We start from the raw sequence: 23,807 nt of genomic DNA on the forward strand, positions 1-23,807 counted from the left end.
TCATCGTATACTGCGTCCTAATTTGTCTTCGCAATCACCTTTAGATTTTTTCAGGAGCACACATCGGCATGGCGCTTGATCGTCGTGGATTTCTGGCTGTTTCCGGCCGCTTTGGCCTCGCATCGACGCTCTTTCCCGGAGCCCTCTACACGCTTGCCGCGCAGGCTCAGCAGGCAGACCCCGCTAAGAAATCGCCGGAAGCACCCAAGATCACATCGGAGATGATCGATCAGGCCGCGGCATTGGCAGGCCTCACTATCGCCCCCGCTCAAAAGCAGATGATGCTCGACGGCCTCAACCAGCAGCGCGACAGTTACAGCGCCATACGCAAGCTGCATATGCCCAACAGCGTCGCGCCTGCCTTCATCTTCGATCCCCTGCCGCCCGGCGCGACGGTGAACACCGAAAAGCATAAGCCGGTCTATAGCCGGACTGTATTCACCATGCCCTCCAACATCGAGGACCTCGCCTTCGCAACCATCCCTGAGCTCGCCGACCTGGTGCGGCGAAAGAAAGTTTCCTCGCTCGATCTCACGCAGATGTATATCGCACGGCTGCGCAAATACGATCCGCTGCTGCACTTCGGCATCACCGTAACGGAAGAGCGCGCCATCGCGCAGGCCAAGCAAGCCGATGCGGAAATCGCTGCTGGGAAATACCGCGGGCCGCTCCACGGACTGCCCTGGGGCGCAAAGGATCTGCTCGCCGTAAAGGGTTATCCCACAACATGGGGAGCCGGCGGCTTTGAGAAGCAGCAGATCGATGAAGACGCCACGGTGGTCAAGCGACTCGATGAAGCCGGAGCCGTGCTGGTGGCCAAGCTCACTCTCGGAGCGCTGGCCATGGGCGACAAGTGGTTCGGCGGACGCACACGCAACCCATGGAATCCGAAGCAGGGCTCGAGCGGATCGTCGGCCGGCCCGGCCTCGGCCACATCCGCTGGATGCGTCGCCTTCTCCATCGGCTCGGAAACCCTCGGCTCCATCTCCTCGCCGTCCACACGCTGCGGCGTGACCGGGCTTCGTCCCACGTTCGGCTTCGTGCCGCGCACCGGCGCCATGGCTTTGAGCTGGACGATGGACAAGCTGGGACCGATCTGTCGCGGCGTGGAAGACTGCGCGATGGTGCTGCAAGCGATCTATGGTCCGGACGGCCAGGATCTCTCGGCACGCGAGGCGGCCTTCAACTGGAACGCCGATCTCGACTGGAAGAGCCTGCGCATCGGCTACGTCCAAAGCGAATTCGAAGCGGATAAGCCCGCGGACCCGTCTGCAGATCAGGAGCCCGAAAAGCAGTCTGCGCCGCTAACCGAAGAGGAAAAGAAAAAGCACGCGGAGCGGCAACGTCAGGCAGCCGCATTTCGCGCGCGCCGCGCCTACGACCGAAACTACGATCAGGCTGCGCTCGACAAGCTACGCAGCATGGGCGTGAACCTGATTCCGATCACGCTGCCCGACCTGCCCTACAGCTCGATGACTCCGCTGCTCACCGCCGAGGCCGCCGCAGCCTTCGATGAGCTAACTACCACCGGCCGCGACAAGCTGCTCACCGAACAAAGCCCCGAAGACTGGCCGAACGACTTCCGCATCGCGCGCTTCTATCCGGCGGTCGAATACATCCAGGCCAACCGTGCGCGCAGCCTCGCCATTCGCGAAGTCTCGAAGCTCTTCGATCAGGTCGATGTGATCGTCGCTGCCACCAACAGCGAGCAACTCGTCATCACCAATCTCACCGGACATCCCGCCGTCATCGTGCCCAACGGCCTACGCGGCGAAGATGCTCCGACGCCGCCAAAGGTCGACACCGGCGACGACGACCAGATTGGCGGTCCGGGCACGCCGGTGAGCATCACCTTCCTCGCAGGCCATTACCAGGACGCAAAACTCTGCGCCTTCGCCCGCGCTTACCAGGAGGCAACAGGATTTCAGAAGCAGCATCCCAAGCTCGGCTGAAGAGCGGGTAGCTAAAGGCCGGTTAGCGAAAGCGGCCAGCGGGAATTTTTCTTTCCTTTGAATTGTGCGAGGCAATGCGCGAACCACTCCCTGACATCGCTTTCGCAACCGATCTTTGCTCCGCAACTGAACTTATCGAGTCCAATCTGGCCAAACATTCACCACTGTTTCGCCAACCAGCTTTTAGCTGACCGGCTTTTCCGCTAACCGCTTCTTAGCTAACCGGCTTTTAGCTACCCGCTTTATAGCGATCCGCTCCAACAGCCGCCTTCATTTATCCTCTCTCCATGCCCCTGCTCGAAGCCCGCAATCTCTCCAAGAGCTATGGACCCGAGGCCCTTGTCGTCGATAACGTCTCTTTCTCCATCGCCAGTGGCGAGACGTTGGGGCTAGTAGGCGAGTCGGGATCGGGCAAGTCGACGATTGCCCGCATGGTCCTGGGCCTCATCGAGCCCAGCAGCGGCTCCGTTCTCTTCGATGGCAGCCCCATCAGCGGTGTTTCGCAGCGCAAGCTGCGCCCTATTCGCCGCAGCATGCAGGTCGTCTTTCAGGACCCGTTCGCCGCACTCAACCCTCGCATGCGGGTCAAAGACATCGTGGCCGAACCGCTTGTGATCCACAAAGCTTGTCCGCACTCCGAGCTGCAGCCGCGCACCGCCGAACTGCTTCGCGCCGTGGGCCTCGATGACTCGGCTCTCGCCCGCTTCCCTCATGAGTTCTCGGGCGGACAACGCCAGCGCATCAACATCGCGCGTGCGCTGGCCTTGCGGCCGAAGCTGCTCGTCCTCGACGAACCGGTATCCGCGCTTGACGTCAGTGTGGGCGCGCAGATTATCAACCTGCTTCGCGATCTGCAGCGTGAGTTCTCGCTCACCTATCTCTTCATCTCGCACTCCATGCCGCTCGTGCGCTATCTTTCCACAAACATCGCCGTACTTCATCGCGGACGTCTGGTCGAATCCGGCAGCAGCGCCGAGATATGCGATGCACCACGCGAGGCCTACACCCGCTCCCTGCTCGCGGCCACGCCGGAAATTCGCGTCGATTGATTTGTTCCTGCATCACCTCGCAACGCAATTTCTATATTGAAAAATAGAACTCCGGGTGCCCCACATCTCGATTTTGAGAGGTGGGATTCACAACACCAATCGTCACGAACCTGTAGGCTCGCGATCTCGATAAAATCAAATCAATGCACCTTACATTGAATCTGCCTGCCATCTGGCTGGTTGTGGCCTCCTTTTTGGCCGGAGCACTGAACGCAATGGCAGGCGGTGGGTCCTTCTTATCCTTTCCCGCGCTGCTCGGAGTCGGCGTGCCGCCCATTCAGGCCAATGCGACCAATACCGTCGCGCTATGGCCGGGGCAGTTCACCTCGATCGCCGCTTACTGGGAAGACCTGAAGCACAACACGCATCTTGTATGGCCGCTCGGCACAGCAGCGCTTCTAGGAGGATGCACCGGCGGCATGGTGCTGCTTCACACCGGTCAGGCGACGTTTCTTCATCTCGTCCCATGGCTTCTGCTGCTGGCGTCGACGTTGTTTGCTGCTAGCGGACCCATTTCTCGTTGGTTGAACGCCCGCGCACGCGGAAGGAGAGCCAGCGACTCCCAGCCGTCGCTGATTCCGATCTTTCTCGGAACGATTTTCGTCTGCTTTTACATTGGCTACTTCGGAGCCGGTGCGGGATTTCTCATCATGTCTCTGCTCGCGCTCTTTGGCATCCAGAACATCAACCAGATCAATGCCCTCAAAGTGGTCACCACTACCCTGGCCAACGGCATCGCGGTAGTGGTCTTTATCGTCCAGAAGCAGATCCTGTGGCAGCATTGTGTTTTGATGATGCTCACGGCGGCTATCGGCGGCTATCTGGGCGCACGCGGCGCGCGCAACGTTGACCCGCGGCTCATGCGCGCCTTCGTGATCGTGATCGGCTTCGGCATGGCCGCATATTTCTTCTGGAAGACCGCATGACCCTTTCGGCACAGACGATCAACCTCATCGGCACAGCAGCCGCGTGCTGCACCACCACCTCCTTCGTTCCCCAACTGCTGCGGGTGTGGAGGCTCAAAACGGCGCGGGACATCTCGCTGATCATGTTTCTGGTGTTCTCGGTCGGAGTCTTTTTATGGCTCGTATACGGAATTTATCTGCACTCTTTTCCCATCACGCTTGCCAATGGAGCCACACTGGCCCTGTCGCTGGCCATCCTCGCTCTCAAATTGCGATATGACCGGGGATAACTTCGGAATTTGCAAGATGCAGCCACGAAGTAGCAACGAACCGCGAAGCCTTCCGATACGCGCTGACTGCATTTGCGGGAGAATAGAAGCATGAGCCACGAAGGAATTCGCATGATCAGCGCCGAGCAGGCCAGGAGAGCAGACTGGCAGCAACGCGATCTGCCGCGCGAGGCCACCGATCCGGCCAAGGTACGCGTACACAAGACCGAGGGCACCGGTCTCGAGATCGATTGGAAAGACGGACACCGCAGCTCATGGACCTTTGCCTGGCTGCGCAACGCCTGTCCCTGCGCCACCTGCAATGAAGAACGCGAGGCATCGGGACGTCAGCCGGGCCAGCCAAAGCCGGCGCCAGCTACGCTGCTCCCCATGTATCAGGATCCGCCGCGGCCCAACTCGGTGATACCGGTGGGTCGCTACGCCCTCACCTTCTACTGGAACGACGGGCACACCAGCGGCATCTACTCCTGGGACTATCTCCGCCGCCACTGCCAGTGCGAAGAGTGCCGATCGCAAAATCCGCTGGATTGATTTCTACTTCACCAGCTCATCCAACTTCGGATCATGCACCGGAGTTTCGATCTGTTCCCAGGCTCTTTTGATCTCAAGCAGAGTTCCTGGAACATCTTCGGTCACCAGTACCCGCTGCCGGTTCTCCGTCTTCAGGAAACCCTGTTCGACCGCATGATCGAGGAACTGCAAGAGAGCATCGTAATAGCCGCCAACATTGAGCAGCACACAGGGCTTCGAGTGAATGCGCAGCTGCGCCCAGGTGAGGATCTCGAGAAACTCATCCATGGTGCCGAAGCCGCCGGGCAGCGCCACGAAGGCATCGGCCCGCGAAGCCATCAGAGCCTTGCGCTCGTGCATGGTGTGAACGGCATGCAGCTCGGTCAGCCCGCGATGCGCGATCTCACGATCCATGAGCACATCGGGAATAACGCCGACGACTTCCCCGCCGGCTGAAAGCGCAGCATCGGCGACAGCGCCCATCAAACCCGCCGTCGCTCCCCCATAGACGAGTCCATGGCCCTTGCCCGCAATCGCCAGGCCCAGCTCGCGGGCGGTGGCCAGATATTCAGCCCTTGCACCATTCGCCGAGCCACAGAATACACAGATCCACTTCTTCTTTGACCTACTCATCTTGAAACCCAGTCTACCGATAAACCTGGAGAATTCGTGCGGAGGTATTTTGAAATCTATAAAGAAGACGATCGACATTCAGTCGTTAAAGGGCATCATCCCTAGGCCAAAGAAACCTATATCCATCGAGGATATGAACGAAGCCGTGGCAGAATGCGGAGCCAATTCAGGTGGTCTTGAAAATCTGAACAATCCCGCACGTCAGGAAGAAAATCGCACTGTGAGCAAGAGGCATACCAAGAACAAGCCAGGACGATCAAAGCGGTAAAATAGGGAAAGCTTATCTAAGAATCGGACTTTCCCCTTTGCAGCATCTACTAGCTAAATTGAACCCTGAGCAGCGTGCGGGCGTTGAGAGCGTCGACGGCCCCGTGCTCCTGCTCGCCGGCGCCGGCTCCGGTAAAACGCGCGTCATCACGCATCGCATCGCCTATCTCATCCAGGAGCGCGGCGTGGCGCCCGACTCCATCCTCGCCGTCACCTTCACCAACAAGGCTTCGAAGGAGATGGCCGAGCGCGTCGACAGCCTGATTGGGCACTCGACCCTGGCCAAGCCGCTGGTCGCCACCTTCCACTCCTTCTGCGTGCGCATGCTGCGCCGCGACATCGAAGCCCTCCGCATCGGCAATGAAGGGCTGACGAAGAACTTCGCCATCTACGACGAGGCCGATCAGCAGGCCGTCGTGAAGGCTGCCATGCGCCGCATGGGCCTCGACGATAAGCAGCTCACGCCGCGCGTGGTCCTGTCCAAGATTTCCTGGGCCAAGAACCACATGATCGACCCACAGGAGTATTACCTCAGCTCCTCCGATCCAACCAGCGAGCGGGTGGCGCACATCTTCGAGTCCTACAAGAAGGAACTGCTCAAGGCCAACGCCCTCGACTTCGACGATCTGCTGCTCGAAGCCGTGCGCTTGCTCAAGGTCTCCGGCGAAACCCGCGAGCGCTACAACCGCCGCTATCGTTATCTGCTCATCGACGAGTATCAGGACACCAACCGGCCGCAGTATGAGCTGATGAAGCTGCTGGCTGGACCGGAAAAGAATGTCTGCGTGGTCGGCGACGAAGACCAGAGCATCTATTCCTGGCGCGGCGCCGACATCCGCAACATCCTCGAGTTCGAAAAGGACTTTCCCGGCGCGAAGACCATCCGCCTGGAACAAAATTATCGCTCCACGCAGATCATTCTCGAAGCCGCATCGGCCGTAGTCTCACGCAACACGCAGCGTAAAGGAAAGGCTCTATGGACCTCGCGCGAGGGCGGCTCGCTGATCGGCTATTACGAAGCGCCCGATGGCGAGAACGAAGCGCTGTTCATCGCCGATACCATCCAGAAGTATTTTCGCAAGGCCGGCCCGGAAGTAGACCAACCTCGCGCCGCCGTCCTCTATCGCACCAACTCGCAGTCCCGGCTGGTGGAAGAGGCGCTGCGCCGCTACGGCATCAAGTACACCATGGTCGGCGGCTTCTCTTTCTACGAGCGTGCCGAGATCAAAGACCTGCTGTGCTACCTGAAACTGATCCTGAACACGGATGACTCCATCGCGCTCCAGCGTGTGATCAATACGCCGACGCGGGGCATCGGCAAGACCACCGTGGATACTCTGGAACGGCTTGCACTCGAGACCGGCTCCAGCACCTGGACCGCGATCCAGCGCGCGCTTCGCGAAAAATTGCTGCCGTCCCGAGCATTGATTGCCCTGGACACCTTTCGCCAGGTCATCGCAGATGCCCGTGCCATGCTAACTCCGGATTTTGCCGAAAAACTGGCCGAAGATGTCGCCGCGTCTGCGACAGATGCGGACGAAGATACCAGCTTCGCCTTCGAAGCAGAGGCAAGCGATGCCGCCGAAATCGAAACCGATATCAGCTTTGATTTCGGCGATGAACAACAGCATGGGCTGGCATTTCCATCAAGCTTTTCCCCCGGGCCAGAGCCCGATCTGCCCATCGATGCCGCCGCCTTCAATCCTTTCGCCGACGAGCCGCCCGTTCCGCATGCGGCAGCCTCGCACGCAGCTCCCGCGAGCAAGGTCGAAAAGATCTCTGAGGCGGTTCCCGGCTTTCGCGCTCCCGGCGATGCGGGGACACTGCCGGAGCTCATCAAGTTCGTGATCGATCGCACCGGATACATTCGCTCGCTCGAAGAGGAAGGTACGCCGGAAGCCTTCTCCCGCATCGAGAACTTGAAGGAATTGGCGAACGCTGCGCAGGATGCGCACGAGCGCGGCGAGACCCTCGCGGAGTTTCTGGATCACGCCGCGCTGTCCAGCGACACGGACAAGTACGATGCTGACTCACGCGTCACCCTCATGACCCTGCACGCAGCCAAGGGTCTCGAATTCCCTCTGGTCTTGCTGGCCGGCATGGAGGAAGGGCTCTTCCCGCACTCGCGCACCTTAAACGATCCGAACCAGATGGAGGAGGAGCGGCGACTGTGCTACGTAGGCCTGACCCGGGCCATGGACACGCTGTTCGTCACGCGGGCGCGCTATCGCCGCCGTTATGGCAACGACATGCCGGAAGCCAGCATGGCGTCGCGCTTCCTTGAGGAGATTCCCTCCCATCTGATCGAAGAAGCTGCCGGCAGCACCCGGCAGAGCAGTTGGAACAGCCACGGCAGTTCCGGCTACGACCGGCGCGGGGATGACGGTGCGACCGGCCGCCACTACAGCTACGAGGACGAAGACCAGAGCGCTGGCTCCTACAATGCTCGTTCCAACCAGACCGGCCGAGGCGCGAAACCCGAGAAATCGCTCGACAACATAGCGCAATTCTTCTCTTCGCGCGGCGCCGCCGTGCCGAAGTCGCGGCCCAAGCTGGATGTTCCGGAACCGGCTGGCTCGAAGGGTCTGAAGAGCGGCCAGCGCGTCCGCCACCCCAAATATGGCGAGGGAGTCGTCTTCCGCCGCGAAGGCGATGGGGAAGATGCCAAGGTTACGGTACAATTTTCTAAGTTCGGAGTGAAGAAGCTGGTGGAGAAATTTGCCCAGCTGGAACGGCTTTAGACGCCGCAAGCATACTCCGCAAAAGATAAGGATTCGAATGGCAAACACCAAGACGATTGAAGACAAGGTAGAACGCAAGAAGGTAAAGCGCACCGCGCGCAAGAAGGCAGCTCCCAAGGCAGCACGGACGGCGCCGCGTGGCGCCAACAAGAAGAAGATCAAGAAGCTGAGCCGCGGCCAGAGCAAGCGCTAGCCTCAAGCCCGCTCCGTGCGATTCCACTCGCGGAGCGGGCCTAACTCCGGATACACTCCCCTCAATCCCGCACACGAGGAACCGGACTCTGCCGCCTCAAGTATTCTCCTGCAAATCGATCGACAAGCTGATCAGCGAGTCGGAAAATCCCGAGCACAGCCTCAAGAAGACGCTCGGACCTCTTTCCCTCACCTCGCTCGGCATCGGCGCCGTCATCGGTTCGGGTATTTTTACCGTAATCGGCACCGCGATCTCCGGGGAGAAGTTCGACACCTCGTCGATGCTGAACACTCCGGTGCTGGATTACCTGGTGCATCACACCGCCCTGGCCGGCCGTCCGGGCGCAGGACCGGCGCTCGCGCTCTCGCTGGTGCTGGTGGCGATTGTCTGCGCCTTCACCGGACTTTGCTATGCCGAGCTGGCGTCCATGATCCCCATTGCGGGATCAGCCTACACCTATACCTACGCGACGATGGGTGAGTTGGTCGCCTGGATCATCGGCTGGGATCTCATCCTCGAATACGCCTTCTCCAATATGGCCGTCTCCGTCGGCTTCGCCGAGCATGCCGTCGGATTTCTCGATTGGTTTGGCATCCATCCCAACCTGCGATGGATCTCCCCGGCCTATCTGCCCTCCGGTCTGCAGGATCTGCAGGGAAACACGCTCTACGCCTCGGGCTGGCATTTCGGCTTCAACATCCCGGCATTTCTGATCGTCATGCTGCTCACCATGGTGCTGGTTCGCGGCATCCGCGAGTCCGCAGAGACCAACAACGTGATGGTGCTGCTTAAGATCGCCGCCATCCTCCTCTTCGTCGGCGTAGGTGCGCATTTCATTCACCCCACCAACTGGAAGCCGTTTTATCCGAATGGATGGTCGGGCGTTCTGACCGGCGGCTCGATCATCTTCTTCACCTACATCGGCTTCGATTCAGTCTCGACGGCTGCGGAAGAGTGCAAAAATCCACAGCGCGACGTTCCCATCGGCATCATTGCGACCCTCATCATCTGCACCATCCTCTATATCGGAGTAGCGGTCGTTCTCACCGGCCTGATCCGCTGGGATGCGCTGATCGACGACGCCGCACCGGTGGTCAACACCCTCAAGAAAATTTATCTCGCGCATCCGAGTGCCACGCTGAACTGGACTCGCCTGGCTATCCTGATCGGCGCCATGCTGGGCATGATCTCATCGATCTTAGTTTTTCAGATCGGACAGGCGCGCGTGTGGTTTGCCATGTCGCGCGATCGCTTGCTGCCGACAGTCTTCAGCAAAGTGCATCCCCGCTTCCGCACTCCAGCCGTCGCTACATGGGTCGCAGGATTTGTGGTGGGCATTCCGGCGGGGCTTCTGGACATCGGCACATTCTCCGACCTGTCGAATATTGGAACCCTCTTTGCTTTCGTGCTGGTATCTGCAGGCGTGCTGATCCTGCGCTACAAAGACCCGGGCCGCCGCCGTGGCTTCCGCTGTCCCGGCGGACCGGTCTTCCCCGTTCTGAGCATTCTTTTCTGCATCCTGCTCATGGCCGGACTGCCCATCATCACCTGGATTCGCTTCTTCATCTGGCTGGCCATCGGGCTGGTCATCTACTACTTCTACAGCCGCAAACGCAGCGAGTTCGCACGAGCGAAGTAGGATGGACTCCGAAGTAGCCCGCACGATACTCTGTCTGGCGCTTCTTGGAAACCGATGAACGTCGAGTTGCTGCGCGCCTACCTGCTCTCTCTGCCTCACGTTGAGGAGACGGTGCAGTGGGGCGACAACCTTGTCTTCTGGGTGGCCGACAAGGCCATCGGAGGAAAGATGTTCGCGCTAGCCAACTTGAGCCCGGATAGCCGCGGCGTTCTCTCCTTCGCGGCCGGCCCCGAACGCTACGCTGAGTTGCTGGAGATAGAAGGCGCACACCCTGCACCATACCTGGCGCGAGCCTACTGGATCGCCATCGAGCGCTACGATGTCTTTTCTTCCAAGGAACTCAAAAATCATCTTCGCAACGCCTATGAATTCGTCTATGCCAAGCTTCCGAAGCGCACCAGAGATGTTCTCGGCATGCCGCCGGCAGAGCGAAAAAAGCTGATAGCCGCGCGAAAAAGGCTCCTCGTCTCCCAAGGCAAGTAGGAACTTATCTAGCCCGAGAAAATCTGGCTCCGAACGGTAGCGCTTCCTTCACATCTTTAAATCCCATCTGTGGCAAATCGTGAAGCACGCGCTTTCATGAACGGGTATTCTCATCACCACAGGAGTTTTACCCGATGAATCGAACGCTATTTGCTTGTAGAACCTCCATCCTTGCGGTTGCTTTTCTTGTTTTCTCCCTCGTCCAGGCGCACGCCCAGTGCGATCCTCATGCGGCCAATCCCCCCAGCCCTCCCGCACAAGCCAGCGTCACCCTCAGCGGCAAGTCGATCACCATCGACTATTGCGCGCCCTCCGCGCGCGGACGCAAGATCTTCGGCGGCATCATTCCCTATGACCACTGGTGGCGCACCGGAGCCAACACCTCGACCACGCTCAAGACCGAAACCGATCTGCGCATCGGCACGATCAAAGTTCCTGCCGGCACCTATTCGATCTACTCCATTCCCTCAGCCACGGCGTGGAAGCTGATCGTGAACAAGCAGACCGGCCAGTGGGGAACGGTTTACAAGCCGGAGATGGATCTCGGGCAGGTCAATATGACGGCAGGCGATTCGCCGTCCTCGCCCGTGGAGACCTTCAAGATCACCTTCGAACACACGGCAGGCAACAAGACCCAGCTTCACCTGATCTGGGAAAACACGAATGTCTATGTGCCTGTGGAAGCCGTAAAGTAATTGAAAAAGTGTTCTGAGAAGCAAAGGCTGCACCGCGCGAGCGATGCAGCCTTTTACTTTCGGGAGTTTTCGGCTTCGCGCTGTCGTTCCAGCTCCTGCATGACAGATTGAATCAACTCTTTCGCGCCGTTGATCTCACCCAGTACAGTCTGCAGATCGAGCGCAGGTTTGGAGGGGTTCCGCTGCGATGTGCAATAGACACCATGCTGGCCAATCAGGATCAGCGCATCGGTCAGCATGTCCAGCGTAACGGCCAGCCGCCCACGAGCCGGCCCCATCATGAATTCGTATTTCTCTAACTCGTCGCGGTGATGACTGAGATTAGACATAGACAATTCTCCTGGGCCTGAACTGATTCACCGCAAAGACGCTAAGACCGCAAAGCTTTCTCAACATTTTCGCGCCTTAACGCCCTTAGCCTCCTTGGCGTTCTTAGCGTCTTAGCGGTGAAGTCTCATTGTTTACAAACCATTGACCATGCGCACGATGCCATCCTTCATCAACGGCACATTGAAGTTCATAAGCAGCCCAAGCCGGCATCCGCTCAATCTCAAATACGACAAAAGCTGAGCGCGGTGTATGGGGGCGATGGCATCGATTGACTTAATCTCCAGGATCACGCTTTCGGCGATCAGAATGTCGATTCGATAGCCCAGCTCTAATCTGACACCGTCATACACAACCGGAAGGCCAACTTGAATTTTGACTTCAAGTCCGCGCTTACGCAGCTCGTGCGCCAAACAAGCCTGATGCGTGCTCTCCAACAGTCCCGGACCTAATGCGCTGTGGACTGCGATAGCACTGTCGACAGCCTGTCGCGCAAGCTCGTTCAATACTTCGGGACCGGCCATAACCCAGCCCTACCACTCCTTCGCTGGCGTATCGACTTCAACCGGAGTGGAAGCCGCTGGGGCCTTCCACCGCAGTACCGGCTTGCGCGCCGCAGTTGTTTCGTCAAGGCGCGAAATCCGCGTAGAGTGCGGTGCGGTGATCACCACTTCCGGATTCTCATCCACCTCGCGCGCAATCTGTCGCATCGCATCCACGAACAGATCAAGCTCCTCGCGCGACTCGCTCTCCGTAGGCTCGATCATCAGCGCCCCGGGCACGATCAGCGGAAACGAAGTTGTATAGGGATGAAAGCCGTAGTCGATCAGCCTCTTCGCGATATCGCCAGTCTTCACGCCATTCTTCGTCTGCCGCTTATCGCTGAAGACCACTTCGTGCATCGACGGCGTATTGTAAGGCAGCTCGTAAACATCCTGAAGCTTGGCGCGAATGTAGTTCGCATTCAGCACCGCATCTTCGGTCGTCTGGCGCAGACCATCCGGGCCGTTGGCGAGAATGTACGCGAGAGCGCGCACGAACATCCCGAAATTGCCGTAGAGCATGCGCACACGGCCGACCGATTCCGGACGATCGTAATTCCAGTGCAGCAGCCCATCCGCTCCCTGAGCCAAAACCGGCGAAGGCAGGAACGGTTCCAGGATTTTCTTGCACGCCACCGGACCCGATCCCGGACCACCGCCGCCATGCGGAGTCGAGAAGGTCTTGTGCAAATTGAGGTGCATCACGTCCACGCCGAAATCGCCGGGCCGCGTCTTGCCGACCAGCGCATTCATGTTCGCGCCATCCATGTAGAGCAGCGCGCCCTTGTCGTGCAGCACATCGGCAATCTTGTGGATCTCATTTTCGAAGACGCCAATCGTCGAAGGATTGGTCAGCATCAGAGCTGCCGTGTCTTCATTCACCATTTGCGCCAGGGCCGCAACATCGACTCCGCCTTGCGCATTCGACTTCAGATTGATCACCTGATAACCGCAGCTTGCGGCCGTTGCCGGATTCGTCCCATGCGCGGAGTCAGGGATGATGACATGCTTGCGCGCGTTGCCCTTCGACTGGTGATAAGCCCGCGCCAACAGGATGCCGGTAAACTCACCATGCGCGCCCGCAGCAGGTTGCAACGTGATGGCATCCATGCCGGTAATCTCGATCAAGCAATCCTGCAACAGCTTCACGACGCCCAGCGCGCCCTGTGACAGCGACTCCGGCTGATAGGGATGCGCCTCGGCAATCCCCTCCAGCCGTGAGACAAACTCGTTCACGCGCGGGTTGTACTTCATGGTGCAGCTGCCCAGCGGATACATGCCGAGATCGATCGCATAATTCCACGTCGAGAGCCGCGTGAAGTGGCGGATAATCTCGATCTCGCTCAGCTCCGGCAGCGCGCCTACATCCGCGCGCACCGCGCCATCGAGCAGCGCCGACGCCTCTACTTCGGGCACGTCGAGAGGAGCGAGTTTGTAGCCCTTCTTACCCGGAGACGATTTCTCAAAGCTCAGATTTTCGTTCTGCGTCAGGTGCGCAGTGACCTTGCGCGTCGTACCCACAAATTTATCTGTTGCCATATCTTTCAACCCTCAAATCCGAAACATGCACCGCGAAGACGCAAAGACCGCAAAGTTCGTCCTACGAAATTCTTGGCGTTCTTTGCGTCTTAGCGGTGAAGCGCTCTTACCGAGCCGCCGCGCTTACCAGAGCCGCGGCCACCGCAGCCGCCGCTGCATCAATCTGCGCTCGCGTCATTAGTTCCGTAGCACACCACAGCGTCGCGTTCCCCAACTCCGGATACCACTTGCTCAGCGACAAGCCGCCGATGATTTTTTTCTCCAAGAGTCGCGCGTTCAGCGCCTCGGGAGCCTCGTCCGTTTCCAAAACGAATTCATGGAAGCGCGGTGTCTTCGCAAAGAGAAGCTTGCCCTGCGCACTCAGAGTATCGGCTGCGTACTTGGCCTTAGCCAGATTCTGCAGCGCCAGCTCGCGCATTCCTTCCTTGCCATAAACGGTAAGGAAGATGGTCGTCATCAGCGCGACCAGAGCCTGATTTGTGCAGATGTTCGAAGTCGCCTTCTCGCGGCGGATATGCTGCTCGCGCGTCGACAGCGTCAGCACGAATCCCCGACGTCCTTCCGTATCCTTGGTCTCGCCAACGAGACGGCCCGGCATCTGTCGCAGATACTTTTCCTTCGCAGCCAGCACGCCGCAGTAAGGACCACCGTAGCTCAGCGCCACGCCGTACGACTGCGCCTCCATCGAGACGATGTCTGCTTCGACCGGCGGCCGCACAATTCCCAGCGAAACCGCCTCGGCGATCGAGACAATCAACAATGCGCCCTTCTTATGCGCGATATCGGCGATGGCAGGGATATCTTCCATTACGCCGAAGAAGTTCGGCGACTGCACCAGCACGCAGGCCGTCTGGTCGGTCACTGCCTGCTCTAACGCCGCCAGATCGATGCGCCCCGCGCCCGGCTGCCCCTCGGCGATGTATCCAACCTCGCGCGCATCGTGCCCCTGATGCTGCGCGTAAGTGTGCATCACCTCGCGATACTCCGGGTGCACGGTCCGCGCCACCAGCACGCCATCGCGCCCGGTGATGCGCACCGCCATCATCACTGCTTCCGCCGCACCTGTCGAGCCGTCATACATCGACGCGTTGGCGATATCCATCCCCGTCAGCTCGCAGATCATGGTCTGGAATTCGAAGATTGCCTGCAGGGTGCCTTGCGTAATCTCAGCCTGATAAGGTGTGTACGAGGTAAGAAATTCCCCGCGCTGCACCAGCGAGTCGATTACCACCGGCCGATAGTGCCGGTAGGCGCCCGCACCTAGAAAGCTGGAGTAGCCATTCGCGTTCAGCGCGGCAGTCGCCTTAAAGTGCTCCACAATCTCGGACTCGCCCATCTGCCGCGGAACCTTCAGATCGCGCGTCAGTCGATACTCTTCAGGCACGGTTACAAATAGATCGTCAATCGACGACGCGCCGATCTCGCGCAGCATCTCCGCACGCTCGGCATCCGACTTGGGCAAATAACGCATCAGTTATTCCTTCTTGGTTCGGCGTTTCGCTTAGCGGGTTCTAAACTTGGAGCTCAAGCCACCACAGAGCGCATCGGACTTGTCACGAAACCCTTTGCGCTCTTCGCGTCTCCGCGGTGAAATCTTTTGAAGCATGCAGACCTACTTCGCGGTCTCTTCCGCGATGAAGGCTTCATAGTCCGCCGCCGAAAGCAGCGAGCCAAGCTCCGCGGCATCGCCAAGCTCCACCTTCATGATCCATGCGGAGTGTGCCTCGGTGTTGAGCTTCTCCGGCGAAGCATGCAGCTCCTCGTTCACTTCTGTAACCGTCCCGGTTACAGGAGAATAAAGGTCGGAGACAGCTTTCACCGACTCCACGCTGCCGAACACCGCGCCCTTTTCCACCTTCGATCCGATCTTCGGAGCATCCACGAAGACGATATCGCCGAGCGAGTTCTGGGCGTAGTCGGTGATTCCCACCGTGCCCACGTTGCCCGCCACTTCGATCCATTCATGTTCCTTGGTGTACTTGTATTTCTCCGGATACGCCATCGGCTTGCTCTCCTCTTTCTAATGTTTATAAATAATCACGGCCAAGTCGCAAAGTACATCGAGAGCCTCGTGAGCTTTACGATGTTTTCTTCGGCCGCTTATAAAACGGAGTCGGCACAATGCGCGACTTCACCGGGTTTCCACGTATCTCGACAGCTACCTCGCCGCCCTCCACCGCCAACTCGGTTGGGATGTAGGCCAGCGCGATATTCTTTTTCAGGAACGGAGCGGGCGACCCGCTGGTGATTTCGCCGATCTTCTTTCCTTCGGCATCGACTACTGCATAACCGTCGCGTGCAATGCCCCGCTCGATGATCTCAAGTCCCACCAGCTTCCGCGCAGGCCCGCCCTCTACTTTGATCTTCGTCAATGCTTCAGATCCGAGGAACGGTCCCTTTTCGAGCTTGAGGAAGCGATCCAGGTGCGCCTCAAAGACATTGATCGACTCCGAAATCTCATGACCGTTGAGGGCCATCGCCGCCTCGAGCCGCAGCGTGTTGCGAGCCCCCAGGCCGCAGGGCAGAATGCCGAATTCCCTGCCCGCATCCAGCACTTCATTCCACACCCGCTCGCTGGTCGGCACATCGGAGGGCACATAGATCTCGAAGCCGTCCTCGCCGGTATAGCCAGTGCGCGCAATCAGTGTATTCGCCAATCCGCAGACCGTTCCCCACTTGAACCAGTAGTTCTTGATCGAGCTAAGATCTACGTCGGTAAGCTTGGCCAGCGTATCGACGGCCTTCGGTCCCTGGATCGCCAGCTGCGTGTAGTAGTCGCTGTAGTCGCTCACGTGGCACTTGAAGCGCTGGGCATTCGTTCTAATCCACTGGAAATCTTTTTCGCGCGTGCCGGCATTGATCACGATCAGGTAATCGTTGTCGCTCAGCTTGTGCACGATCACGTCGTCGACAAATGTGCCGTTCGGATAGAGCATCGCCGAGTAGTGCGCCTGCCCCACCTGCAGCTTTGAGGCATCGTTCATCGAGATATGCTGCACCGCAGCCAGCGACTCCGGCCCGCGCAGCTGAATGTCGCCCATGTGGCTGACATCGAAGAGGCCGACGCCCGTCCGAACGGTCATATGTTCGGCGATCAGCCCGGAATATTCGACCGGCATATCCCAGCCGCCGAAGTCCACCATCTTCGCGCCCATCTGATGGTGCATGTCATTGAGAGCGGTTTTTCGAAGCGCAAGTGCAGTTGCAGAAGCCACGGCGGGAATCCTTCCGGCGGGATATCTCGAACTTTTTACGGTAGCACGTCGGAGAGCGGAATTGGGAGCTTGAGGCTATCCGCGGTCTGAAGGGGAGAGCGTGCCGTAGAGACACGCTTCAAAAGTGGTCTGCAAAGAGGGCTTTCACTTCGGGAGCGGGGGGCAGTTGAACCGCGATGGGAGGGCATTCGGAGGGAACAGCAACTGCAATCACATTAAGGCGTCATCGGCTCACAACCCCGCACATTGGCATAAAAAATCGCTTTTCTTCCGTGACCAGGGTAACGACCGCTGAAGATCAAAAGCCGAAAGGAACTCCTGAATCGGGTGAATGCTCCTGCAGATAAAAGCGGAAACACTCACCGTCGATTCAAACCAGCCATTTACCGCTTCAACCCGCGCTTGAGCCGATAGACGACGCCCACTGACAGCGCAAACTGTTCGTGGATGCCGCCGCTTCCGAAATTGGTTAACGTCGCGTCCGGCGAGATGCGGAACACCCAGCGCGGCGACCGGTTCAGGTCGATCGAGCCGCCGATGGCGCTGCCGAAGGTGGTCTGATTGCTGAACAGGCCCAGTGCCGCGGGAGGCACCGGAGCCCCCGACTGATTCTGAAGCGCCGACTCGAAGCTGCCATGGGCGCCCCCAAAAAGGGCGTGGAAAGTCATCGAGACGTGTTCGTTGCTGGGCCCGCGGTATTCCGGACCGGCCATAAACATGTACTCGTCGACAAAAGGTCCCTTGATGCCGTAGGGATTGGGCAAAACGCCGCTGGTTCCGTAATATCCGCGTCCATTGGCAGCGACCGCCCAGCGCTTGCGAAAGAAGCGCGCAGCCTGGATGTCGAAGCCGCCCAGGTTCGAGCCCTGAACGAGGTCGGGACCGGCGTTGAAGTGCGAATAGGCCAGGCCGCCGTAGATTTCCCACTTGTAGTCATAGTGCACGCCCGCCAGGGTGTCGCTCGGGGCTATCACCGGCTGTTGGTACTGGGCATGAGCCTGAGTTTGCAAAAAAGGCAGCAGCCCCACTCCAACTGCCAGCATGAACACAATCTTCCGCACGTCCTTCAACAGACACAACCTCCAAAACCGGCTCCGCGAACCTCCACGGGCGTCTCCATCCGCGCAGTCGCTGCAATATCTCAAGATACATGCCTAGACTGTCTTCTGTCCCGTTCGTTAGCCGTTTCCACAGATCCAGCTTCCGCCGTCGTGCGTTTTGATAGTGCATCATTAAAACCGCGTGCCGGTCTGGTACACGGTACCCTGCGCTGTGCGACAATATGCTCAGCGAGATTTGACAATCGCACTCCGGCAGGACACACCCTGTTGGAATTTCGGGAGATACCACCATGCTCGATAACCTGTTTACGCCCACCCACCTGATCATCATTCTGGTCATCGCCCTGCTGATTTTTGGCCCGCGCAAGCTTCCGGAACTCGGAAAGGGATTGGGCGAAGGGCTCAAGGGTTTCAAGGACGGCATCAAGGGTGGAGGCGACGCCGCCAAGCAGGAAAACGTCGCAAAGACCGAAGCGACTCCGACTCCCCAGCCCAAATAAATCTCTAGTCAGAATCATTGCCGAGGGAGCTCAGAAGAGAACGTCTGAGTTCCCCGCAGCCCCTCCCGTTTCATCTTTTACTGCCGCCATTTGAGCTTTCGCGCCCGCACCTGTGAATTTGCAAGAGCATTCCCGCCCCAAAATGCCGCCCTCGAAAATTGTGTGCGAATTTAGGGGAGTATCATTCCAGCGACGAACAGCGCACAGGCATGGGGAAGGGTTCTAAATGCTGAACCCTATCCCCTGCACCCTGCTTTTACTGCGGCTTTGGTCCGGAAATGATGCTCATCAGGCAGTTGCCCATCTTGTCCTTTGGCTGAAAGACGCCGGCTTCCTGAGTGACCGCACCGATTGACGAGTCGAGGACCAGATCCAGGCCGAGCATTCCGGCCATGGCGTCCGCGGCGCGCCGTTCATGCTGCCGTGTCGGGATATAGGGAACCTCAGAGGTGATGTAGAGGTCGGTAACTCCCTTCACCGGGCTGAAGTCGGTTGAGAAGCAGGCCCCATGCAGCTCCACGGAAGTGACTTGCTTGTAAATGACGATGTGCTCAAGAGCGACCGCTGAAGGGATGATCGTGGCATCCCGTCCGCTGAAGCAGGAACCCGAGGACGGACCCGAGGTTGAGGCGAGGAAATCGCATTGCCAGTCGTCGGGAGGAAGAGGAAGCTTGAACGCGATTCCCCAGTCCGCTCCCATGGGGCGATTCGAAACAACCCAGGGGGTATTGGTGCCGATATTCTTCTGGAGTTGCCCCAGCGTCAGTGGCGCGCTCACGTGGCCTGCAGGATAAACAGGGTCGATGCAGTGCCAGTAGTCTTCTAGCATGTAAGTCGCGCCGCCATTGATTGAAGCGCCGCTGCTGTGTTCGCATACCGGAGTGTAAATTTCAACTCCGGTGAGCTTGGCATTGGCGTCGGAGGAGTTTCCTTCCGTTGCAATGGAGAAAACAAAGGCACCGTTGAAGTGGATACGCAAATCGAATGGGGTCGCGGCCGCCGGAGGCGATCCTGCACCAGACTCAGTCATTGTGTAACAGCTCCTTGAGGTTGGTAGTGCTCATCCCAAAAACGTAATATGGCGCCCAGTAATACGGGTGCCGGTATTCAGTGATCGTGCTCACTGAGTTTTCGGCCTGCAGGAGTGCCTGGGGGACTGCCAGCCCGCGTGCCAAACCGGAGTAGAACTCTTTCATCAACGCGACCGATGCAGCAGAGTCGACGTCCCAATGCGTCGCTACCACCTGCTGCGCTCCTTCAGTGGTGAACGTCTGAACAATGTCCTGGATATCGTCGGATTCTCGCTCTTCCTTTTTCCCGGTAGAACAGGCCGACAGCACGACAAGGCGGCAATCGGCGAAGGCATGCGGACCGAAGGTGCGCGCATCCAGCCAATCCGGGCCGGATCCTGCGGAACTGGCCATCAGGAGCTGCGTGACCCCGTTGACATACCGTGTGTGCCCGGCAAAATGTATCAGGGCTGCGTGCGGGGCAGCAGCCGCGACTGCACCGGCGGCTGCTTCGTCACCGACGAAGACCTTGGGGCGATGCAGGAAACCAGCCACGGCCAGGGCCTCGCTCTTTGCTTCAGGCAGCCGCGAGGCCTCCGGATCGCCAGGGTCCGACGCTCCCACAACCACACCTGGTCGCGGAAGTTTCGCCATCTCCGGCTCTCGACTAGCCAGCAGGACGGAGTGAATCGTGCTCGTGCCGAATTGCAACCCGAGATACCGGCCGTTCACCGGCAGCGCGGCAACCGGAAGAAACTCCATGCTGTCATCCAAGTCGAAGACCAGCGTCCGGTGCGCCTCGAGCGAGGAAGCAACCGGCGTGAGCAGAGAGGCCGCCAGCCGGGCGCCATAGAAGCGAATCTGGGCTTCGCTGCTCGCCGGGGTAGCCAGCACCTCAGAGAACGCGTGACACAGCAGATCGAAGCGCTCCGGCTCAATGCCCACCTCATGCATCCGGACGCCTTGCCCGTCCATGGTCCAGAGCAGCAGCGAATGATCCAGGCGGATGGTGCCGACGATCGTCTCCTGCTTGAGATGTCTGCGGGCCGCTTCGAGCGGCTGCGCGAGACAAGCAAGATCGGCCCCGTGGCACCAGTTTTGGAGCGAGACGCCGCTCGAAAGAATCCGATATCGCTCCCATAATGCAAGGGATTCCAGGGGATCTTTGCCCTGTCGCTGCCACAGAAGCACCAGAGCCGCATAGATCCCGCGGGAGCTCTCGATCCAATCGATGCGGTCCTGCTGATCTTTCACCTCTCCGTAAGCCGCCTCAGCGTCTGCCAGTCCACGCGTGAGCCGGTCCGCGGCCAGTTGATAGTTCCCTTGCTGCAGCGCCAGGCGGCCGGCGGTCGCGGTATAGCTCAGTTCCATTTCGCGGTTGCCGATCGCGTCCACGTCGGATGCAACCGTCTCCAGCATTCTCGCGGCAGCCTGCGCATCTCCGCGAACAAGATAGGCTTCGGCAAGCAGAATCCCTGTGTTCGCGGCGGCTCCACGAAGGGCAACGTGATCCGGCAGAGAAACCAGCTCCGACTTCGCGATCTCCAGGTCTCGCCGCGCTGCCAGGGTGTCACCGGCCTGGATTTCGGCCTTGACCAGCAGAAAACGATTCGAGTTGAGCTGCTCAGGATTTCCCTGCAACGCTGCCACGCTGACAGCCTCCCGTCGCAGCAGCTCGGCGCTGTAGAAGCGGCTTGACCGCTGCTCCGTGTAGGCCAGGCTGACGTATGGCTGAAGACGCCGGATCATCGGATAGTTGCCGCTCCAGTAATCCCGTAGCACCTGCATATTCATCTTCCAGGCGCGGCCGCGGTTTCCCATCGCCTCCTCGTCCGAGGCGGCAAAACCAAGCGCACGCAGATGGATCACCCGATAACCGGCATCGCTGGAAATTGTTAAAGCACGATGCAGGCTCGCCATTGCGTCCGCAAAATCGTTCTGTCGCGCGTAGCAGGACGATTGATCCGACCAGAAGAGCGATTCCTGCCAGGGATACCGGCCACTCGAGACCGAGGATTGCAAGTCGTGGGCCACCAGGAGACAGACGCGCGGATCCAGCAAATGCTCAAGGTCGTAGACCTGCTGTACACGCGCGGCGGCGATGCCCGCAATGTTGCCAGTATGCTGGAAGGCTGCCTGCGCCTCCTGGGCTTCTTTAAGCGCATTCGCTGGATTCGCATACCTTCCATCATCGAGCGCGCGGGCGAGAAGGCGAACTCCGGCTACGTAGCCGGGAGTCGCAGCGCCGGCCAGCAGGTCTTCAAGCCATTGATCGCGATGATGCTCTCGCAGCGAAGCCGCGACTGCACGCAGCAGCGTTCGCGCTGCACTGCAAGTTTCGGTGCATTTCGATTCAGGGGGAGAAGAATTGCTGAAGGAAGAGTCGACTGCAGGAGGGGGAAAGGCGGCTTGAAGCAGGTGCGGGAGGGAAACGGTCGAAAGCTCTTCATCGTAATCGGCAATCATGGCCGGACTACGCGCCAGGTGCAGCATCCCCTCGGGATTGCCCAGAAACGGATCGAGCCGCGACTGCTGCGCTTTCACCTTGGCCTCAAGCGCTTCAATCTCGGCCAGACGTTTTTTGCCATCAGCAACCCAGGCCGGATCGTGTTCCACCGCGAGAAATCTCTTCCAGGCAGCGATCGCATTCGAATATTGGAAGAGGTCCTGCAGCACCAGGGCCTCGTTATAAATCACGATGGAGTTATTGGGCTCGCGCCGCGCCGCCTGCTCCAGATAATCCAGGGCCGTCGCCTCGTCCGTAGCGGCTTCCGAGGCCCTGGAGCGCATCAAGTACGCCGAAGCCAGATCTGTCAACGCGGATACGTTTCCCGGGTCAGCCGCCAGCAGTCGCTTCAGCGTGTCGATGGCCGGGTCGTAGCTCTCATTCAGCAAATCGGAGCGGGCCTGCAGCAGCAGCCAATGCGGATCTTCCGGCGTCTTCATCAGCGCCTGGGTGATCGCGGCGCGCGCCTCGAGCAAGGGCACCGAATCGCTCATGGTGGGTCCAGCCGCGCGGCTATGACGCGACGAGTCGACGGGAGCAAATCCGGCGAGTGGGATACGCGCGTCCATCACGCGATGATCGGTGTAGGCCTCTGCCAGCAGGCGCTCCGGCGAGGATTGGGGGTGCATGCCCCCTAGGAACAGAACGAAAAGAGCCGCCGCTGCGGCCAATCCGCCGGCGCCCAGAAACCATGGCCACAGAACGCGCATGCCGGAGGGGCTCTTCGACTGCCGGGTCGCAGCCAACATCGTCTGGGCCATGCGCTCCTGCCAGGCAGGAGTCAGAGAGGAAAGCTGGCCGAGCATCGCTGTTTCTTCCGGAGTCTGCTCGTCGGAGAGAACACCAGCCCAAAAACTTAACTGCGCGCCACAATGCTGACATTCCGCCGCATGTTCGACCAGCCGGCGGGATTGCTCATCAGCCGGTCCGTTCGAGGCAATTCGCTGCCATTCCGATGGGGCCGGACAGCTCCCCCGGCGCCTCGAAATCTCCAAAATACTATGCGATCCGATCCCCTCGCCGTCTTCACGCACGACCAGCCGGTCAAGGAGTTCCTCGATTTTTTCGCTGGGGACGCGCCGCGGAGGATTCATAGCCACTCACCTCTCTGAATCGTGGACTCGGAGAGAAATCCTTCGCGGGAACTACATTTTTTTACAGAAACTGAGGTTACAAACGGTTTTTGGACGTGTTTGCGTATCAGCGCGGTCATGCGATGAAGCGCACTTTCCACTCCCTTGACCGAAAGCGCGATGCCCGGAAGGTTAGCGATGGCGCTCGCCGTCATCCCCTGCTGGTAATAGAGCCAGAACACGGTGCGATCCCGTCGCCCCGTCTCATCCCGGCCGGAGCTCTCGAGAAAGCTGTCGATCTCCCGTAATAGCTGGTTGCGCTCGATCCACTCCGCATCCTGCACCATGCCCACGTGCAGTTCGGAGATAGGCTCTTCCTTCACGCCTCCTCCGCGCTTCACGGTGTTCCGTTTGCGGAAATAGTCGTTCGCCGTGGCCGCGCTTACTACCTTTGCGAACGCGGTGAAGGAACCATTGTGGCGGGGCTCAAATTCGCGCAGAACCTTACGGTCGTTCTCGCAGAACTTGAGAAAGACATCCTGGACAATATCATCGATGACGGCGGGCGATGTTTCCCCCCACAGCCGGCCCACGCGCAATGCGCTGAGCGCTATCGGACGAGTGAATCGCCGCACGAACTCATTCCACGCATCTATATCGGCCTCAACTGCACAGAG

At 59.2% G+C, this 23,807-nt stretch carries 22 protein-coding genes; 11 read left to right on the forward strand and 11 right to left on the reverse strand.

Going from position 1 to position 23,807, the window contains the following annotated elements:
* The first annotated feature begins 68 nt into the window (after window positions 1-68).
* The 5 genes from XX99_RS13605 (at window position 69) to XX99_RS13625 (ending at window position 4,727) form a co-directional block, all read left to right on the forward strand.
* Window positions 69-1,952: an amidase gene (locus tag XX99_RS13605; RefSeq protein ID WP_050059912.1), complete on the forward strand. Its 1,884-nt coding sequence runs from the start codon at window positions 69-71 to the stop codon at window positions 1,950-1,952.
* A 287-nt stretch (window positions 1,953-2,239) separates the two neighbouring features.
* The gene (locus XX99_RS13610; protein ID WP_050059913.1) at window positions 2,240-3,001 is read left to right on the forward strand and encodes an ATP-binding cassette domain-containing protein; all 762 of its coding nucleotides are present in this window, start codon (window positions 2,240-2,242) and stop codon (window positions 2,999-3,001) included.
* 143 nt (window positions 3,002-3,144) lie between these two features.
* Window positions 3,145-3,927, forward strand: coding sequence for a sulfite exporter TauE/SafE family protein (locus XX99_RS13615; RefSeq protein ID WP_050059914.1), 783 nt, complete (start codon window positions 3,145-3,147; stop codon window positions 3,925-3,927).
* On the forward strand, window positions 3,924-4,196 hold the full coding sequence (locus XX99_RS13620; RefSeq protein ID WP_050059915.1) for a SemiSWEET transporter: 273 nt from the start codon (window positions 3,924-3,926) through the stop codon (window positions 4,194-4,196). The genes XX99_RS13615 and XX99_RS13620 overlap by 4 nt, the downstream gene beginning before the upstream one ends.
* Window positions 4,197-4,286: 90 nt before the next feature.
* A complete protein-coding gene (locus XX99_RS13625; RefSeq protein WP_050059916.1) occupies window positions 4,287-4,727 on the forward strand; it encodes a gamma-butyrobetaine hydroxylase-like domain-containing protein in 441 nt (146 codons plus the stop codon).
* Between the two features lie 3 nt (window positions 4,728-4,730).
* Here XX99_RS13625 and XX99_RS13630 read toward each other — a convergent pair whose 3' ends face one another.
* Complete coding sequence (locus XX99_RS13630) at window positions 4,731-5,339, reverse strand: LOG family protein (protein ID WP_050060133.1); 609 nt, start codon at window positions 5,337-5,339, stop codon at window positions 4,731-4,733.
* A 305-nt stretch (window positions 5,340-5,644) separates the two neighbouring features.
* Here XX99_RS13630 and XX99_RS13635 point away from each other — a divergent pair, with 305 nt between their 5' ends.
* The 5 genes from XX99_RS13635 (at window position 5,645) to XX99_RS13650 (ending at window position 11,357) form a co-directional block, all read left to right on the forward strand.
* Window positions 5,645-8,347, forward strand: a complete 2,703-nt coding sequence (locus XX99_RS13635) for an ATP-dependent helicase (protein ID WP_050059917.1) — start codon at window positions 5,645-5,647, stop codon at window positions 8,345-8,347.
* A gap of 37 nt (window positions 8,348-8,384) precedes the next feature.
* A complete protein-coding gene (locus tag XX99_RS27730) occupies window positions 8,385-8,540 on the forward strand; it encodes a hypothetical protein (RefSeq protein ID WP_184085271.1) in 156 nt (51 codons plus the stop codon).
* Between the two features lie 127 nt (window positions 8,541-8,667).
* On the forward strand, window positions 8,668-10,179 hold the full coding sequence (locus XX99_RS13640; RefSeq protein ID WP_269430974.1) for an amino acid permease: 1,512 nt from the start codon (window positions 8,668-8,670) through the stop codon (window positions 10,177-10,179).
* Window positions 10,180-10,233: 54 nt separating this feature from the next.
* Window positions 10,234-10,662 carry an MmcQ/YjbR family DNA-binding protein gene (locus tag XX99_RS13645; RefSeq protein WP_050059919.1) on the forward strand — a complete coding sequence of 143 codons (429 nt, stop codon included), beginning with the start codon at window positions 10,234-10,236 and terminating at the stop codon, window positions 10,660-10,662.
* Window positions 10,663-10,796: 134 nt separating this feature from the next.
* Complete coding sequence (locus tag XX99_RS13650; RefSeq protein ID WP_050059920.1) at window positions 10,797-11,357, forward strand: DUF2911 domain-containing protein; 561 nt, start codon at window positions 10,797-10,799, stop codon at window positions 11,355-11,357.
* A 53-nt stretch (window positions 11,358-11,410) separates the two neighbouring features.
* On the opposite strand, the gene XX99_RS13655 is transcribed toward XX99_RS13650, so the two are convergent.
* The 7 genes from XX99_RS13655 to XX99_RS13685 form a co-directional block, all read right to left on the reverse strand.
* On the reverse strand, window positions 11,411-11,686 hold the full coding sequence (locus XX99_RS13655) for a hypothetical protein (protein ID WP_050059921.1): 276 nt from the start codon (window positions 11,684-11,686) through the stop codon (window positions 11,411-11,413).
* Between the two features lie 132 nt (window positions 11,687-11,818).
* Window positions 11,819-12,208 (reverse strand): GxxExxY protein, encoded by a 390-nt coding sequence (locus XX99_RS13660; RefSeq protein ID WP_050059922.1) that lies wholly within the window; start codon window positions 12,206-12,208, stop codon window positions 11,819-11,821.
* Between the two features lie 9 nt (window positions 12,209-12,217).
* Window positions 12,218-13,765, reverse strand: coding sequence for an aminomethyl-transferring glycine dehydrogenase subunit GcvPB (gene gcvPB / locus XX99_RS13665; protein WP_050059923.1), 1,548 nt, complete (start codon window positions 13,763-13,765; stop codon window positions 12,218-12,220).
* 106 nt (window positions 13,766-13,871) lie between these two features.
* On the reverse strand, window positions 13,872-15,236 hold the full coding sequence (gcvPA, locus tag XX99_RS13670; protein ID WP_050059924.1) for an aminomethyl-transferring glycine dehydrogenase subunit GcvPA: 1,365 nt from the start codon (window positions 15,234-15,236) through the stop codon (window positions 13,872-13,874).
* Between the two features lie 141 nt (window positions 15,237-15,377).
* Window positions 15,378-15,767 carry a glycine cleavage system protein GcvH gene (gene gcvH / locus XX99_RS13675; protein ID WP_050059925.1) on the reverse strand — a complete coding sequence of 130 codons (390 nt, stop codon included), beginning with the start codon at window positions 15,765-15,767 and terminating at the stop codon, window positions 15,378-15,380.
* 76 nt (window positions 15,768-15,843) lie between these two features.
* Complete coding sequence (gene gcvT / locus XX99_RS13680; protein WP_082125543.1) at window positions 15,844-16,980, reverse strand: glycine cleavage system aminomethyltransferase GcvT; 1,137 nt, start codon at window positions 16,978-16,980, stop codon at window positions 15,844-15,846.
* Between the two features lie 383 nt (window positions 16,981-17,363).
* A complete protein-coding gene (locus XX99_RS13685) occupies window positions 17,364-18,023 on the reverse strand; it encodes a hypothetical protein (RefSeq protein WP_156185977.1) in 660 nt (219 codons plus the stop codon).
* 308 nt (window positions 18,024-18,331) lie between these two features.
* Between XX99_RS13685 and tatA the strand changes: the two genes are divergently transcribed.
* Window positions 18,332-18,541, forward strand: coding sequence for a twin-arginine translocase TatA/TatE family subunit (tatA, locus tag XX99_RS13690; RefSeq protein ID WP_050059927.1), 210 nt, complete (start codon window positions 18,332-18,334; stop codon window positions 18,539-18,541).
* Window positions 18,542-18,797: 256 nt separating this feature from the next.
* Here tatA and XX99_RS13695 read toward each other — a convergent pair whose 3' ends face one another.
* The 3 genes from XX99_RS13695 to XX99_RS13705 are packed head-to-tail and all read right to left on the reverse strand — an operon-like array spanning window position 18,798 to window position 23,765.
* The gene (locus tag XX99_RS13695) at window positions 18,798-19,571 is read right to left on the reverse strand and encodes a hypothetical protein (RefSeq protein WP_050059928.1); all 774 of its coding nucleotides are present in this window, start codon (window positions 19,569-19,571) and stop codon (window positions 18,798-18,800) included.
* Window positions 19,564-23,151 (reverse strand): CHAT domain-containing protein, encoded by a 3,588-nt coding sequence (locus XX99_RS13700; protein ID WP_050059929.1) that lies wholly within the window; start codon window positions 23,149-23,151, stop codon window positions 19,564-19,566. Before XX99_RS13700 ends, XX99_RS13695 begins: the two co-directional genes overlap by 8 nt.
* Complete coding sequence (locus XX99_RS13705; protein WP_050059930.1) at window positions 23,148-23,765, reverse strand: RNA polymerase sigma factor; 618 nt, start codon at window positions 23,763-23,765, stop codon at window positions 23,148-23,150. Before XX99_RS13705 ends, XX99_RS13700 begins: the two co-directional genes overlap by 4 nt.
* Window positions 23,766-23,807 lie beyond the last annotated feature (42 nt).

The sequence above is a fragment of the Silvibacterium bohemicum genome (assembly GCF_001006305.1).
Lineage (GTDB): Bacteria > Acidobacteriota > Terriglobia > Terriglobales > Acidobacteriaceae > Silvibacterium > Silvibacterium bohemicum.